This is a genomic window from Streptomyces sp. NPDC007991 (assembly GCF_042958445.1).
Classification (GTDB): Bacteria; Actinomycetota; Actinomycetes; order Streptomycetales; family Streptomycetaceae; genus Streptomyces.
This window is the reverse complement of the sequence record NZ_JBIBJD010000004.1, coordinates 120,984-135,471: the sequence shown is the minus strand read 5'-3', so window position 1 is coordinate 135,471 and position 14,488 is coordinate 120,984. Positions and strand designations below refer to the sequence as shown.

Genomic DNA, 14,488 nt, shown 5'->3' with positions numbered 1-14,488 from the left:
TCGTGCATGGCCTACGGCCGACCCGGCAGTCACCCGGCCGACTCTAGTCCATCGGCGCCGTACGCCGCCACGGATGACGTTCCTGCAACTGCTCGGCCACTGCGAGGAGTTGGTACTCCGTACCGGGGCGGCCGACCAGCTGCACGGCACAGGGGGCGCCGGAGGGGAGGGTTCCGCACGGGACCGACATCGCGGGCCAGCCGGTCAGATTCCACGGGGGCGTCAGGGGCGAGTAGTTCGTGTTCACCAGGACGTTGCTCAGCCAGCCCCGCTCGTGCCAGGGCACGGCCTTCGGGGAGCGGCGGGCGAGCGCGGGTGTGAGCAGCACGTCGTACTCGGCGAAGAACGGCTCCAGCCGGCGTCGCAGTTGCTCCCGGGCCGTCCCGGAGCGCACCCCTCCCATGACGAGCCGGCCGAGTCTCGCGTGCACCCGGGTGCGCCGGGTCAGCAGACGTGCGTCGAGGTGCCGGGCGTCCGCGGCGGTGCCCGCCGTCCAGTGGGCCAGTGAGGTCATGGCGAGGGACATCGGGTAGGGCGGGTCGGCGCGCCGGACCTGGTGGCCCGCCTTCATCAGCACCCCGGCCGCCTCCCGCGCGGCCGCCGTGTACGGCCGGCTGACGGTGACGCCGGCCAGCGGACTGCGCAGCGACACGGCCACCCGAAGCGGACCGGGCCCGGAGTGCGGGGCGGGCTCGTCGCCCGCGAGCACCGAGAGCATCAGGCGGGTGTCCTCGACGGTCGTGGCGAGCGGTCCGTGCTCCGCCATGCCGAACCAGCCGCTGTCCCCAGCGCCCGTCGGGACGACTCCGCTTCCCGGCTTGATCGTGACGAGGCCGCAGTTGGCGGCCGGTATGCGCAGGGACCCCATGCCGTCGTTGCCGAGGGCGATCGGCACCATCCCGGCGGCGACCGCGGCGGCACTGCCGCCCGACGAGCCGCCCGCCGAGCGCGCCGGGTCCCAGGGATTGCGGGCGGTGCCCAGCACACCGTCCGTCGTGCCGAAGACACACAGCTCGGGCACGTTCGTCAGCCCCACGACCACCGCGCCCGCCGCCCGCAGCCGGGCGACCGTCACATGGTCCTCGGCGGCCGGGGTGTCCGGTGTGGCGGCCGAGCCGACGCGGGTGGACTCGCCGCGCACGGCGAGATTGTCCTTGACGGCCACCGGCACCCCGGCGAGGGGCAGCGAGGCGAAGTCGCCGCGTGCGGCCACCTCGTCGGCCTCGGCCAGCGCAGCCTCGGCGCGCACGGTGCGGAAGGCCCCGACGCGGCCGTCGAGCCGCTCGATCCGGGCGAGGTGCTCGGCGGCCACCTCGCGCGGGGTGACCCGCTTCTCGCGTACGGCGGCGGATATCTCGGCGGCGGTGCGGCCGGCCCAGGTGGTCACAGAGGCTCCTCGGCGTGGAGGGACGGGGCTTACTGACGAGTACGTAGGGAGAACTGTGCACCGGCCCAGGGCGCACGTCGAGGCCGGCAACGGGACGCCGGGCCGGCGGGAGACGCACGTCACATTCGTTGATGTCACATCGGGCCGGGCCGCCGGCTCATAAGGGCGTAAGCATCCACAACGACAGAGGAGTTCGCCATGAGCGCGCGTCTGGACGTCTTCGCCATCCCGAGCGCCGGCAAGGTCATCAAGCAGTTCATGTCCCTGGGGCGCCTGGTCGTTCAGTCACCGCTGCCGGCCGCCACCCGGGAGCTGGTCTCGCTCCGGGTCAGCCAGATCAACGGCTGCGCGGTCTGCATCGACATGCACACCAAGGAGGCCGCGGCGGCGGGTGAGACTTCCGTACGCATCAACCTGGTCGCCGCATGGCGGGAGGCCACGGTCTACACCGAGGCCGAGCGTGCCGCATTCGAGCTGGCCGAGCAGGCGACCCGGATCGCGGACGGCGCCGGCGGGGTGCCGGACGAGGTGTGGGAGCGGGCGGCCAAGCACTACGACGAGGAGCAGCTCGTCGCGCTGGTGACGCTGATCGCCTTCATGAACACGGCGAACCGGCTGAACGTCGTCCTCCAGCAGCCGGCGGGCGACTACCAGCCTGGCCAGTTCACGTAGTACCGGCACCGGGCCCTGGGGAGTGTTCCTGGGGCCCGAGCTGTGCCCGCAGCCACTCCTCCACCTCGCCCACGTGCGCGGCCGCCGCCGTGCGGGCCGCCTCCGGGTCGCGGGCGGCCAGGGCGCGGTGGATCGCGGCGTGTTCGCGGCGGGTGCGGGCGAAGGCGCCCTCTTCCTGGTAGCCGCGCCAGACACGGGCGCGGAACGTCCGTGACGACAGGCCCTCCAGGATCGCGGCCATGGTCTCATTGCCCGCGGCCACCGCGATCTCGCGGTGGAAGGCCAGGTCGTGGGCGAGGATCTCCTCCGCATCGTCCGTGGCGTTCATCGCCGCCAGGTGCTTCTCGACCTCGGCCAGCTGGTCCGCGGTGATCCGGGCGGCGGCCAGCGCCGTCGCCGTCGACTCCAGAACCCGCCGGATCTCCAGCAGCTCCACCAGGCGCGGGCCGCGCGACAGGTCCGCCACCACGCCGAAGGTCTCCAGCAGGTCACCGGCCTCCAGCTGCGTCACGTAGATGCCCGACCCGTGCCGGGCCTCCAGTACGCCCAGCACCGTCAGCGCGCGGATCGCCTCCCGCATCGAACTGCGGGACATGCCGAGCTGCGCGGCCAGGTCCCGTTCGGTCGGCAGCCGCTGGCCCGGCTCCAGCCGGCCCTCGCCGATCATCGCCTTGATCCGCTCGATGGCGCGCTGCGTCACGCTGCCCTTCTGCGGGGCTGTCTCGTCGTCCACGCCATTCCTCCGATCACCGGCTGCGCGCAGTCTAATCGGCGATGTGGTCGGACCACTATGCGCCAGGAGCACGAAAATCTGGCGTCGTGGGGTGTTCCTCCGGGGGAGTGGTCTGATAAGTATGCGGGCATCTGCTCGAACACCGGTCGATGGGAGGGCCTCAGATGCCCGGAAGCACAGCCCGTAAGCGGAACAGGTCCCGGATCGTAGGCACGGTGGCCCTGGCCGCCGGCGCCTCCCTCCTGCTCGCCGCGTGCGGCAGCACCAAGGACACCGGCGCGTCCGGTGCCGGCGGCGGTGACGGCACCGGCAAGGTCGGGGTCGTCCTGCCCCTGCTGACCTCGCCGTTCTGGCAGTCGTACAACGACTACGTGCCGAAGATGGCGAAGTCCGAGGGCGTGGACGCGATGAAGACCGTCAACTCCAACAGCGACCCCTCGCAGCAGATCACCGACATCAACAACCAGCTCAACCAGGGCGTCAAGGGCCTGGTCGTCGCCCCGCTGGACAGCGCCGCCATCGAGGCGGGCCTCGACCAGGCCGAGCGCAAGGGCGTGCCGGTCGTCGCCGTGGACGTGGCGCCCGACAAGGGCAAGGTCGCGATGGTGGTCCGGGCGAACAACGTGGCGTACGGCGAGAAGGCCTGCCAGTACCTCGGCGAGCACATCACCTCCGGCAAGGTCGTGCAGATCATGGGCGACCTCGCCTCGGTCAACGGCCGCGACCGCTCCGAGGCGTTCCGCGCCTGCGTGAAGAAGAACTTCCCGAAGCTGAAGGTCCTGGAGATCCCCGCCAAGTGGGAGTCCGACGCGGCGGCCTCGAAACTCGACACCCTCCTCAACGCCAACCCCGACCTCAAGGGCATCTACATGCAGGCGGGCGGCGTCTACCTCGCACCCACCCTCCAGACCCTCAAGTCCAAGGGAATGCTGAAGAAGGCCGGGCAGCCGGGCCACATCGCCATCGTCTCCAACGACGGCATCCCGCAGGAGTTCGACGCCATCCGCAAGGGCGAGATCGACGCGACCGTCTCCCAGCCCGCCGACGCCTACGCCAAGTACGGCATGTACTACATCAAGGCGGCGATGCAGGGGAAGACGTTCAAGCCGGGCCCGACGGACCACGACTCGACCATCGTCAAGCTGCCCAGCGGCATCCTGGAGGACCAGCTGCCCGCGCCGCTGGTGACCAAGGACAACGTCGACGACCCCAAGCTCTGGGGCAACACGGTCAAATGAGCACCCCACTGGCTGAAGCGCGGGGCGTCGTCAAGCGGTACGGCCCCACCACCGCCCTCGCCGACGGGCAGCTCACCGTGCTGCCGGGCGAGTCCCACGCCCTCGTCGGACGCAACGGCGCCGGCAAGTCGACCCTCGTCAGGATCCTCACCGGCCTTCAGGCCCCCGACGAGGGCACCGTCCGCTTCGACGGCGACCCCGCGCCCCCGATCGCCGACCGCGACGCCTGGCGCCGCAAGGTCGCCTGCGTCTACCAGCACCCGACGGTCGTCCCCGAACTGACCGTCGCCGAGAACCTGTTCATCAACCGGCAGCCGCTGCGGCGCGGGTTCATCAGCTGGCGCCGCCTGAAGACCGAGGCGTCCCGGCTCCTCGACACCTGGGACGTGCGCGTCGACCCCGGCGCCCGCACCGCCGACCTCAAGGTCGAGGACCGGCAGATGGTGGAGATCGCCCGGGCCCTCAGCTTCGGTGCCCGCTTCATCATCCTCGACGAACCCACCGCCCAGCTCGACAACCGGGAGATCGAGCGGCTGTTCACACGCATGCGCGCCCTCCAGGACTCGGGTGTCACCTTCCTGTTCATCTCGCACCACCTCCAGGAGGTGTACGAGGTCTGCCAGACCGTCACGGTCCTGCGCGACGCCCGCTGGATCACCACGGCCCCGGTCGCCGAGCTGCCCCGGCAGGCCCTGGTGGAGGCCATGGCGGGGGAGACGATCGCCGAACAGGCCGAGCGGCTGCGGTCCGCCTCGGCCTCCGGGCCGGTCCTCCTCGACGTCCACGGCCTGACCTCGCCCGCGTACGAGAACGTCGACCTCACCGTCCGCCGCGGCGAGGTCGTCGGACTCGCCGGATCCAGCGCCAGCGGCAAGATCGAGCTCGCCGAGTCGTTCACCGGACTGCACACCCCCACCGGCGGGACGGCCCGGATCGACGGCGTACCGCTGCCGTTCGGCGACGTCCAGGCCGCACTCAAGGCCGGCGTCGGCTTCGTCCCGCGCGACCGGCACGACGAAGGCCTGGTCTTCGGCATGTCCATCGGCGACAACGCCACCCTCAGCGTCCTGGACCGGCTCGGCCGCTTCGGCTTCGTCGGCACCGACCGCAAGCGCGGTGTCGCCACGGCGCTGATCGACCGCCTCGACATCCACGCCCAGGGCCCCGACCAGCCCGTCTCGGACCTGTCCGGCGGCAACGCGCAGAAAGTCGTCATGGCCCGGGCCCTCGCCTCCGACCCACGGCTCCTCGTCCTCGTCAACCCGACCGCGGGCGTCGACGTGAAGTCCAAGGAGTCCCTGCTCGCCCGGGTGGACAGCGCCCGCGACGACGGCACCGCCGTGCTCGTCGTCTCCGACGAACTCGACGACCTCAGGCGCTGCGACCGGGTCCTCGTCCTCTTCCACGGCCGTGTCGTCGCCGAGCACCCGGCCGGCTGGCGCGACCACGAGCTCATCGCCTCCATCGAAGGAGTGGACCATGGCTGAGACCAAGACGGCCCCGCCGCTCGCGCCCGCGCGAGTCACCGACCCGCGCGCCGCCAAGGCCGTCCTGCTCCGCCGCGCCCGCGAACTCGCTCTCGTGCCCGCGCTGTTGCTGCTCCTGGTGCTCGGCGCGGTGGTCAACGACTCGTTCCTCACCGAGCGGAACATCGTCTCGATCCTCGGCGCCTCCGCCGCCCTCGCGATGGTGGTGCTCGCCGAGTCCCTCGTGCTCATCACCGGCAAGTTCGACCTGTCGCTGGAATCGGTCGTCGGCATCGCGCCCGCCGTGGGCGCCCTGCTCGTCCTGCCCGCCACCCAGTCCGGCTGGGGCACCGAACTGCCCGCCGCCCTGGCTCTGCTGGCGGCCCTCGTCGCCGGTGCGGCGGTGGGCGCCTTCAACGGCCTTCTCGTGGTGAAGTTCAAGCTCAACGCGTTCATCGTGACGCTCGCGATGCTGATCGTCCTGCGCGGCCTGCTCGTCGGCGCGACCAAGGGCAAGACGCTGTTCGGGATGCCCGACAGCTTCTACGCGCTGGCGACCACCACCTTCCTCACCGTGCCGCTGTCGGTGTGGCTCGCCGCGGTCGCCTTCGCCGTCGCCGGGCTGGTCCTGAAGTACCACCGGGTCGGCCGTGCCCTGTACGCCATCGGCGGCAACGCGGACGCGGCCCGGGCGGCGGGCATCCGCGTGGAGCGCGTCATGCTCGGCGTGTTCGTCGTCGCGGGCGTCCTCGCCGCCGTCGGCGGCATCATGCAGACCGGGTACGTCGGCGCGATCAGCGCCAACCAGGGCCAGAACATGATCTTCACCGTGTTCGCGGCCGCGGTGATCGGCGGCATCGCCCTCGACGGCGGAAAGGGCACCATGTTCGGCGCCCTGACCGGCGTACTCCTGCTGGGCGTCGTGCAGAACCTGCTCACCCTCGCCCAGGTGCCCTCCTTCTGGATCCAGGCCATCTACGGCGGGATCATCCTGGTCGCCCTCATGATCGCCCGGGTCACCACGGGCCGCGCCCAGGACTGACCCGCCTCCGCAACCGACCCGAAAGGTCCTCCGTGTCCCCGACGCCCGCCCGCATCATCGCGGTCGACACCCACGACATCCGCTTCCCCACCTCGCGCGAGCTCGACGGCTCCGACGCGATGAACCCGGACCCCGACTACTCGGCGGCCTACGTCGTCCTGCGCACGGACGCGGCCGACGGGCACGAGGGGCACGGATTCGCCTTCACCATCGGGCGGGGCAACGAGGTGCAGGTCGCCGCGATCGACGCGCTGCGCGGACACCTCGTCGACCGCTCCGTCGACGACCTGTGCGCCGACCCGTCCACCCTGAACCGCGACCTGATCGGTGACAGCCAGCTGCGCTGGCTCGGCCCCGAGAAGGGCGTGATGCACATGGCGATCGGCGCGGTCGTCAACGCCGTGTGGGACCTGGCCGCCAAGCGTGCCGGCCTGCCGCTGTGGCGGCTGCTCGCCGAGGCCGACCCCGCATGGCTGGTCCGCCAGGTCGACTTCCGCTACCTCACCGACGCCCTCACCCCCGAGGAGGCCCTGGCCCTGCTGCGCCGGGGCAGACAGGGCGCCGAGCAGCGCACGGCCCGGCTGCTGGAGCGCGGCTACCCCGCCTACACCACCTCCCCCGGCTGGCTCGGCTACGACGACGAGAAACTCACGCGGCTCGCGGACCGGGCCGTCGCCGACGGCTTCCGGCAGATCAAGCTCAAGGTCGGCGCCGACCTCGACGACGACATCCGCCGCTGCCGCGTGGCCCGGTCCGTCATCGGCCCGGACGTCCGCATGGCCGTCGACGCCAACCAGCGCTGGGACGTCGACGAGGCGATCCGCTGGACCAAGGCCCTCGCCGAGTTCGACCCCTACTGGATCGAGGAACCCACCAGCCCCGACGACATCCTCGGCCACGCCGCGATCCGCCGCGCCGTCGCCCCCGTGAAGGTCGCCACCGGCGAGCACGTGCACAACCGGATCGTCTTCAAACAGCTCCTCCAGGCCGGGGCGCTCGACGTCCTCCAGATCGACGCGGCCCGCGTCGGCGGCGTCCCCGAGAACCTGGCGATCCTGCTGCTCGCGGCCAAGTTCGGCGTCCCCGTCTGCCCGCACGCGGGCGGTGTCGGACTGTGCGAACTCGTCCAGCACCTGTCGATGTTCGACTACGTGGCCCTGACCGGAACCACCGAGGACCGCGTCATCGAATACGTCGACCATCTGCACGACCACTTCCTCGACCCGGTCGTCATCAGAGAAGGTCATTACACGGCACCCACCGCGCCGGGCTTCTCGGCCGCCATGCGGCCCGAGTCGCTGGCGCGGTACACCTACCCGGGCGGCGAGTTCTGGGCCGCCGACCTCGACGAGCAGAAGAAGGGTCGGGCTGCATGAGCGACTTCGAGGGCATCAGGGCCCTGGTGACGGGCGGCGCCTCCGGCATCGGCCGGGCGACCGCGGACCTCCTGGCCGAGCGCGGCGCCCAGGTCGCCGTCCTCGACCTGGACCCGTCGCAGGTCGACAAGCCCCTGCTGGCCTACCGCGCGGACGTCGCGGACGACGCGTCCGTGCGCGAGGCCGTCGCGGCGGCGGTCGCCGACCTCGGCGGGCTGGACGTCCTGGTCAACAACGCGGGCATCGGCGCCCAGGGCACCGTCGAGGACAACTCCGACGACGACTGGCACCGCGTCTACGACGTCAACGTCGTCGGCATGGTCCGCACCACCCGCGCCTGCCTGCCCCACCTGCGCGCCTCCGCGCACGCGGCGATCGTCAACACCTGCTCCATCGCGGCCACCGCGGGCCTGCCGCAACGCGCCCTGTACAGCGCCACCAAGGGCGCCGTGTACTCGCTGACCCTCGCGATGGCCGCCGACCACGTCCGCGAGGGCATCCGCGTCAACTGCGTCAACCCGGGCACGGTCGACACCCCCTGGGTCGGCCGCCTCCTCGACGCGGCGCCCGACCCGGCCGCCGAACGCGCCGCCCTTCAGGCCCGCCAGCCCACCGGCCGCCTGGTCGGCGCCGGCGAGGTCGCGGGCGCCATCGCCTACCTGGCGAGCCCCCTGTCCGGCGCCACCACGGGCACCTCGCTCGCCGTCGACGGCGGCATGCAGGGCCTGCGGCTGCGGCCGGTGACCCGGTGAACCGGCTCGGCCGCAGCGGCGTCGAGGTCAGCGCCCTGTCCTTCGGCGCGGCCGCGATCGGCAACCTGTACACCGAGGTCGGCGAGGAGCAGGCCCACGAGGCCGTGGAGGCCGCCTGGCAGCGGGGCATCCGCTACTTCGACACCGCCCCGCACTACGGCCTCGGCCTGTCCGAACGCCGCCTCGGCGCCGCCCTGCGCGAGCGCCCCCGCGAGCAGTACACGATCTCCACCAAGGTGGGCCGCCGCCTGGAGCCCGCGGACGGCACCGGCGACGACCTCGCCGACGGCTTCGCCGTGCCCGCCACCCACCGCCGCGTCTGGGACTTCAGCGCCGACGGCATCCGCCGGACCCTGGAGTCCAGCCTGGAGCGCCTCGGCCTGGACCGGGTCGACATCGTCTACCTCCACGACCCGGACGAGCACGCCGAGTGGGCCTTCCGCGAGGGCTACCCGGCCCTGGAAAGTCTCCGCTCGCAGGGCGTGGTCGGGGCGATCGGCGCCGGGATGAACCAGGCGGAGATGCTCACCCGCTTCGTCCGCGACACCGACGTCGACGTGGTGCTGTGCGCCGGCCGCTACACCCTGCTGGACCAGAGCGCCCTCACCGGCCTGCTGCCAACGGCCCGGGAACGCGGCACGTCCGTCGTCATCGGCGGCGCCTTCAACTCCGGCCTGCTGGCCAACCCGCAGCCGGGCGCGAAGTACAACTACACGGTCGCACCCTCCGACCTGGTCCAGCGGGCCCTGCGCCTGAAGTCCGTCACGCACCGCCACGGCACCACGCTGCGCGCCGCCGCCCTGGCCTTCTGCGCCGCCCACCCGGCCGTCGCCAGCGTCCTCGTCGGGGTCCGCTCGGCACACGAAGTGCGCGACTGCGCCCACCAGTTCGCCGCCCGGGTGCCCGCCGCGTTCTGGCAGGAGCTGCGCGCCAAAGGCCTGCTGCCCGCCGACGCCCCCGTCCCCGGCGAGGAACCGTCCAAGGCGCCGTCCCAGGCCTCTGCCAAGGAGCCGTCATGAGAGTCGCCCTGCACACCAAGGTCCGTGCCGACCGCGTCGCCGACTACGAGGCCGCCCACCGCGAGGTGCCCGAGGAACTCACCGACGCCATCCGCGCCGCCGGCGCCACCTCCTGGACGATCTGGCGCAGCGGCACCGACCTGTTCCACGTCCTGGAGTGCCAGGACTACGCCCGCCTCCTCGCCGAGCTGGAGAAACTGCCGGTCAACGTCGCCTGGCAGGCCCGCATGGCCGAACTGCTGGACGTGGTGCACGACTACTCGGGCGAGGGCGCGGACGCCGGCCTGCCCGTCGTCTGGGAGCTGCCGTCATGACCGTCGTCGACGCCCACCACCACGTCTGGGACCTGTCCGTGCGGGACCAGGACTGGATCGCGCGGGGCAGCCCGATCCGGCGGGATTTCACGGTGGCGGACCTCGCACCCGAGGCGCGTGCGGCGGGCGTCGACCGCACCGTCCTGGTCCAGACCGTCACCGTGCCCGAGGAGACTCCGGAGTTCCTCGCCCTGGCCGGCGAACACGAGCTGATCGCCGGGGTCGTCGGCTGGACCGACCTCACCCGCCCCGACGTGGCCGACGAGCTGGCCCGGCTGCGCGAACTGCCCGGCGGGCGCTACCTCAAGGGCATCCGGCACCAGGTCCAGGGCGAGCCGGATCCGCAGTGGCTGCTGCGTCCGGACGTGGGCCGGGGCCTGGCCGCCGTGGCCGACGCGGGGCTGGTGTACGACCTGGTCGTGCTGCCCCACCAGCTCCCGGCCTGCACCAAGGCGGCCGCGTCCCTGCCGCGCCTCACCTTCGTCCTGGACCACTTGGGCAAGCCGCCCATCGCCTCCGGCGCCCTCGAACCCTGGGCGTCCGGCCTCCGCGCCCTCGCGGCGCTGCCCAACACGGTCTGCAAGCTCTCCGGCATGGTCACCGAAGCCGACCTCGCGTCCTGGACGATCGACGACCTGCGCCCGTACGCCGACGTCGTGCTGGAGGCGTTCGGCCCGGACCGTCTGATGTTCGGCTCGGACTGGCCGGTGTGCACCCTCGCGGCCACCTACACAGAGGTGCTCGACACCGCACGCCGGCTGACCGGCCCGTCCGAACACGAACAGATCTTCGGGGCCACCGCCACCCGCGTCTACGACCTCTGAGCCACCCCGGTCAGCCGCGTCGGCGGCAGATACTCCCGTACGTACGTCCGTTCCCAGCACGCGCCCGTCTCCCGCAGCTCACGCCAGGTCGTGTACCGGTAGCGGAAGAGGCGGGCGCGGACGAACCGGGGCGGCGCGTCGGGCGGGAACGGGCAGCGGCGCAGCAGTTTCAGCGTGTCGCGGTCGTTCTCCAGCAGCCGCTCCACCAGGGCGCCGAACCACGCCCCGGCGTACGCGGGGGAGAGGGCCGCGAACCACATCATCCAGTCGAGGCGCAGATGGTACGGCGCGAACTGGCGCGGCCAGCGCCCGGGATCACCGGGCTTGCCCTTGAACTCGTACTCCCGCCAGTCGGAGTCCTCGCGGGGGACGTCGTCGGCCGTACCCTCGACGACCACCTCGTAGCGGACCCGGCTGACGCTGCCGAACGCGCCGTAGGTGTTGACCAGGTGGAGCGGGTCGAAGGAGCGGTTCATGATCTGACGGCGGGAGATCATGTTGCGGACGGGCTGGTAGCTGAGCCCCACCAGCAGCGCGGCGACCACGAGGACCACGACCTCGTACCAGAGCGGCGCGCCGGGCACCGACGGCGGATCGGCCGGGAACCGCACCGCCGACAGGGCCAGCACGATCGTGATCCAGTTCAGCCAGGAGAAGTTGCCCGACAGCACCAGCCACAACTGGGTGACGATCATCAGCGCGGCGGCGGCCGAGGCGACCGGCTGCGGGGTGAACAGCGCGAAGGGCACGACGAGTTGCGTGACGTGGTTCGCGGCCACCTCGGCCCGGTGCAGGGGCCGGGGCAGATGGTGGAAGAACCAGCTCAGCGGGCCCGGCATGGGCTGCGTCTCGTGATGGTGGTCCAGGCACGTCAGCTTCCGCCAGCACTCGTCGCCGCGCATCTTGATCAGCCCCGCGCCGAACTCCACGCGGAACAGGATCCACCGCAGCAGGAACAGCACGACGACGGGCGGCGCCACCTCGTCGTTGCCGAGGAACACGGCGAGGAAGCCGACCTCCAGCAGCAGCGACTCCCAGCCGAACGAGTACCAGGTCTGCCCGACGTTGACGATCGACAGGTACAGCGCCCACGGCACCAGCCACAGCAGCATGCCGCCCCACAGGGGCAGAGCTGAGTCGAGCCCGGCCAGCAGCGCCGCCGACACCGCGCAGCCCGCCCACGCGCAGCCGGCGAAGAAGCGGTCCGAGTAGTGCAGCTGGAACAGGCTCGGCGCTCCCTTGAACGGCACCCGCTCGACGAACCGCGGCACCGGCAGCATGCCGCGTTCCCCGAGCAGCGCGCGGAACTGCAGCGCCGCCGTCAGGAACGCGACCAGGTACGCGGCGGCCAGCGCCCGCTGGAAGACCAGCCGGCTCAGCCAGTAGTCGGATGCGGTGAACCAGTCCACGGCCGTGCGTTCCTCCCAGTGCGGCGCCGGATCCTGGGCTCACGCTCCGTGTACCACCGCTCCGGTTGCGTAACCCGAGTGAGTGGAGCACACCATAGCGGCCCGTAAACTCAGCACATCCGGTCGAAGAATCGGACGAATCCTGGCAAGGTGGGCCCATGGCTGATCGGGGAGCGAGCGCCCTGTCCCTCCCGGACGACTGGCCCGCCCAGCCGGAGCCGATCCTCGCGCTCAACCGGATGGGCTGCTTCGACTGGGATCTGGACACCGGCCTGATGCACATGGACGCCCAGGCCCACGACATCTTCGACATGCGTCCCGACGAGTACGACGACCACCCCGAGACGCTCGCCAAGCGTGTCCCGCCCGATGAGTCCCGGCGCCTGGACACCGCGGTCTCCCAGGCCATGAAGGACGGCAGCGAGAACTACGGCGCCTACTTCCGTGTCCGCCGCCGCGACGGCTCCCTGCGCTGGACCCACACCCAGGCATGCATCCGCCGCGACGACACCGGACGGCCCCGCCGCATCATCGGCATCGTCCGGGACGCCACCCGGGAACTCGCCGAGAGCGACGCCCGCAGCGACGAGGCCGCCAAGGACGAGGCCCGCCGGCAGCAGACCAGCGTCGTCGAACTCACCACGGCCGCCCTCGCCCACGCCCGCACCGTCCAGGACGTCATCGACGTCCTCAAGGACACCCACGGCCTCACCCACCTCGGCGCCACCAGCCTCGTCATGGGCCTGGTAGAGGCCGGCCGCATCCGCCTGGTCGCCGAGGGCCCCTCGGACAGCTTCGTGCCCGGCACCCGCGTCACCCGGATCGACGAGCCCTACCCGATGAGCGAGGCCGTACGGACCCTCGGCCCCTGCTTCATCGAGTCGCCGGAGGAGTTCGCCGAGCGCTACCCGATCCTCTGGCCGCACATCACCGACCTGAACATCACCTCGGCCGCCTATCTGCCGCTCATCGTCCAGGCACGGCCGATCGGCGCGATGGGCCTGCTCTACAACGACCGGCGCGGCTTCACCCCCGAGGAACGCAACATCCTCGTCGCCCTCGGCAGCAGCATCGCGCAGAGCCTGCAGCGGGCCATGTTCTACGAGCAGGAGATGGACCTGGCGCAGGGCCTCCAGCAGGCCATGCTGCCCCGGACCATCCCGAGCGTGCCCGGGGCGGACGTCGCCGTCCGCTACCGCGCCGCCACCCTCGGCGGCTCCGTCGGCCGGGACATCGGCGGCGACTGGTACGACCTGATCCCGCTGCCCGGCGGCCGGGTCGGCGCCGTCATCGGCGACGTCCAGGGCCACGACACGCACGCGGCGGCCGTCATGGGCCAGCTGCGCATCGTGCTGCGCGCCTACGCCGCCGAGGGGCACACACCGGCGACCGTGATGGCCCGCGCCTCCGTCTTCCTGCACGAACTCGACACCGACCGCTCCGCGACCTGCCTCTACGCGGAGGCCGACCTGTCCACCGGCGTCCTCCAGATGGTCCGGGCCGGCCATATCGACCCGCTCGTGCGGCACACCGACGGCTCCTGCCGCCGCGTCACCGTCCCGGGCGGCCTGCCGCTCGGCCTGTCCGCCGAGTTCGGCCGCCTCGACTACCCGGTGAGCACCGTGGAGCTGGACCCGGACGAGACCCTGCTGCTGTGCACCGACGGCCTGGTGGAGCAGCCCGGCGCCGACCTCGACGACGGCATGCGCACCCTCACCGCACTCGTCGCCACCGGCCCCGACGACGTGCGGGACCTCGCCGACCGGCTCATCGACGTGGCCGCCGAACGCGGCGGCGACGACGACGTGGCACTGCTCCTGCTGCGCCGGCGAGGCCCCGACACCCCGGGGTCCGGCCAGCGGCTCCAGCGGCACGTCGCCCCCGGCGACCCGGCGGCCCTGGCCGAGGCCCGGCACATGATCCGCACCGCGGTCGGCGTCTGGGGAGACCGGGAGCGCGCCGACGACATCGAACTCGTCGCCGACGAGCTGATCACCAACGCCCTGATGCACACGGAGGGCTCCGCGATCGTCACCCTGCGGGCCCTCACCGGCTCCGAGCGCCGGCTGCGGGTCGAGGTCGAGGACTCCTCCAGTGCCCTGCCACGCCGCCGTGAGGCGGGCGAGTCGGGCGTCTCCGGCCGGGGCCTGCTGCTGGTCGAGCTGCTCACCGACGTGTGGGGCGTGGAGGCGCGCGGCGGCGGCAAGGCCGTGTGGTGCGAGTTCGTGGTGCCCGGCCAGGACTGACCCCGCGTGG

13 protein-coding genes are annotated in these 14,488 nt (G+C 72.1%); 10 read left to right on the top strand and 3 right to left on the bottom strand.

Translation table 11 applies throughout. The annotated features are described in order from the left end of the window. Positions 1 to 43: 43 nt before the first annotated feature. Positions 44 to 1,387, bottom strand: a complete 1,344-nt coding sequence (locus ACFZDA_RS12300) for an amidase family protein (RefSeq protein WP_391078898.1) — start codon at positions 1,385 to 1,387, stop codon at positions 44 to 46. Between the two features lie 198 nt (positions 1,388 to 1,585). Between ACFZDA_RS12300 and ACFZDA_RS12295 the strand changes: the two genes are divergently transcribed. Further along, positions 1,586 to 2,059: a carboxymuconolactone decarboxylase family protein gene (locus ACFZDA_RS12295; protein ID WP_391078896.1), complete on the top strand. Its 474-nt coding sequence runs from the start codon at positions 1,586 to 1,588 to the stop codon at positions 2,057 to 2,059. Here the strand turns inward: ACFZDA_RS12295 and ACFZDA_RS12290 are convergent. Then, entirely contained in the window at positions 2,052 to 2,792 is a 741-nt protein-coding gene (locus tag ACFZDA_RS12290; protein WP_391078893.1) for an FCD domain-containing protein, read from the bottom strand. The genes ACFZDA_RS12295 and ACFZDA_RS12290 overlap by 8 nt on opposite strands. A gap of 164 nt (positions 2,793 to 2,956) precedes the next feature. On the opposite strand from ACFZDA_RS12290, the gene ACFZDA_RS12285 reads away from it, so the two are divergent. The 8 genes from ACFZDA_RS12285 to ACFZDA_RS12250 are packed head-to-tail and all read left to right on the top strand — an operon-like array spanning position 2,957 to position 10,823. After that, positions 2,957 to 4,030, top strand: a complete 1,074-nt coding sequence (locus tag ACFZDA_RS12285) for a substrate-binding domain-containing protein (RefSeq protein WP_391078891.1) — start codon at positions 2,957 to 2,959, stop codon at positions 4,028 to 4,030. Beyond that, complete coding sequence (locus tag ACFZDA_RS12280; RefSeq protein ID WP_391078888.1) at positions 4,027 to 5,517, top strand: ATP-binding cassette domain-containing protein; 1,491 nt, start codon at positions 4,027 to 4,029, stop codon at positions 5,515 to 5,517. The genes ACFZDA_RS12285 and ACFZDA_RS12280 overlap by 4 nt, the downstream gene beginning before the upstream one ends. Then, a complete protein-coding gene (locus ACFZDA_RS12275) occupies positions 5,510 to 6,538 on the top strand; it encodes an ABC transporter permease (protein ID WP_391078886.1) in 1,029 nt (342 codons plus the stop codon). Before ACFZDA_RS12280 ends, ACFZDA_RS12275 begins: the two co-directional genes overlap by 8 nt. A gap of 32 nt (positions 6,539 to 6,570) precedes the next feature. Then, positions 6,571 to 7,914 (top strand): enolase C-terminal domain-like protein, encoded by a 1,344-nt coding sequence (locus ACFZDA_RS12270; protein WP_391078883.1) that lies wholly within the window; start codon positions 6,571 to 6,573, stop codon positions 7,912 to 7,914. After that, positions 7,911 to 8,666 carry an SDR family oxidoreductase gene (locus ACFZDA_RS12265; protein ID WP_391078880.1) on the top strand — a complete coding sequence of 252 codons (756 nt, stop codon included), beginning with the start codon at positions 7,911 to 7,913 and terminating at the stop codon, positions 8,664 to 8,666. The genes ACFZDA_RS12270 and ACFZDA_RS12265 overlap by 4 nt, the downstream gene beginning before the upstream one ends. Beyond that, positions 8,663 to 9,685 (top strand): aldo/keto reductase, encoded by a 1,023-nt coding sequence (locus ACFZDA_RS12260; protein WP_391078877.1) that lies wholly within the window; start codon positions 8,663 to 8,665, stop codon positions 9,683 to 9,685. Before ACFZDA_RS12265 ends, ACFZDA_RS12260 begins: the two co-directional genes overlap by 4 nt. Next, entirely contained in the window at positions 9,682 to 9,999 is a 318-nt protein-coding gene (locus ACFZDA_RS12255) for an L-rhamnose mutarotase (protein WP_391078874.1), read from the top strand. The genes ACFZDA_RS12260 and ACFZDA_RS12255 overlap by 4 nt, the downstream gene beginning before the upstream one ends. Beyond that, positions 9,996 to 10,823 (top strand): amidohydrolase family protein, encoded by an 828-nt coding sequence (locus tag ACFZDA_RS12250; RefSeq protein ID WP_391078872.1) that lies wholly within the window; start codon positions 9,996 to 9,998, stop codon positions 10,821 to 10,823. The genes ACFZDA_RS12255 and ACFZDA_RS12250 overlap by 4 nt, the downstream gene beginning before the upstream one ends. Here the strand turns inward: ACFZDA_RS12250 and ACFZDA_RS12245 are convergent. Further along, entirely contained in the window at positions 10,811 to 12,232 is a 1,422-nt protein-coding gene (locus ACFZDA_RS12245) for a lipase maturation factor family protein (RefSeq protein WP_391078869.1), read from the bottom strand. The genes ACFZDA_RS12250 and ACFZDA_RS12245 overlap by 13 nt on opposite strands. Positions 12,233 to 12,390: 158 nt before the next feature. Here ACFZDA_RS12245 and ACFZDA_RS12240 point away from each other — a divergent pair, with 158 nt between their 5' ends. After that, the gene (locus ACFZDA_RS12240; RefSeq protein ID WP_391078867.1) at positions 12,391 to 14,478 is read left to right on the top strand and encodes a SpoIIE family protein phosphatase; all 2,088 of its coding nucleotides are present in this window, start codon (positions 12,391 to 12,393) and stop codon (positions 14,476 to 14,478) included. The last annotated feature ends 10 nt before the right edge of the window (positions 14,479 to 14,488 follow it).

Coding starts and splice junctions, on each gene's coding strand:
- ACFZDA_RS12295 (WP_391078896.1), top strand. CDS start 1,586: ATGAGCGCGCGTCTGGACGTCTTCGCCATCCCGAGCGCCGGCAAGGTC.
- ACFZDA_RS12285 (WP_391078891.1), top strand. CDS start 2,957: ATGCCCGGAAGCACAGCCCGTAAGCGGAACAGGTCCCGGATCGTAGGC.
- ACFZDA_RS12280 (WP_391078888.1), top strand. CDS start 4,027: ATGAGCACCCCACTGGCTGAAGCGCGGGGCGTCGTCAAGCGGTACGGC.
- ACFZDA_RS12275 (WP_391078886.1), top strand. CDS start 5,510: ATGGCTGAGACCAAGACGGCCCCGCCGCTCGCGCCCGCGCGAGTCACC.
- ACFZDA_RS12265 (WP_391078880.1), top strand. CDS start 7,911: ATGAGCGACTTCGAGGGCATCAGGGCCCTGGTGACGGGCGGCGCCTCC.
- ACFZDA_RS12255 (WP_391078874.1), top strand. CDS start 9,682: ATGAGAGTCGCCCTGCACACCAAGGTCCGTGCCGACCGCGTCGCCGAC.
- ACFZDA_RS12250 (WP_391078872.1), top strand. CDS start 9,996: ATGACCGTCGTCGACGCCCACCACCACGTCTGGGACCTGTCCGTGCGG.
- ACFZDA_RS12240 (WP_391078867.1), top strand. CDS start 12,391: ATGGCTGATCGGGGAGCGAGCGCCCTGTCCCTCCCGGACGACTGGCCC.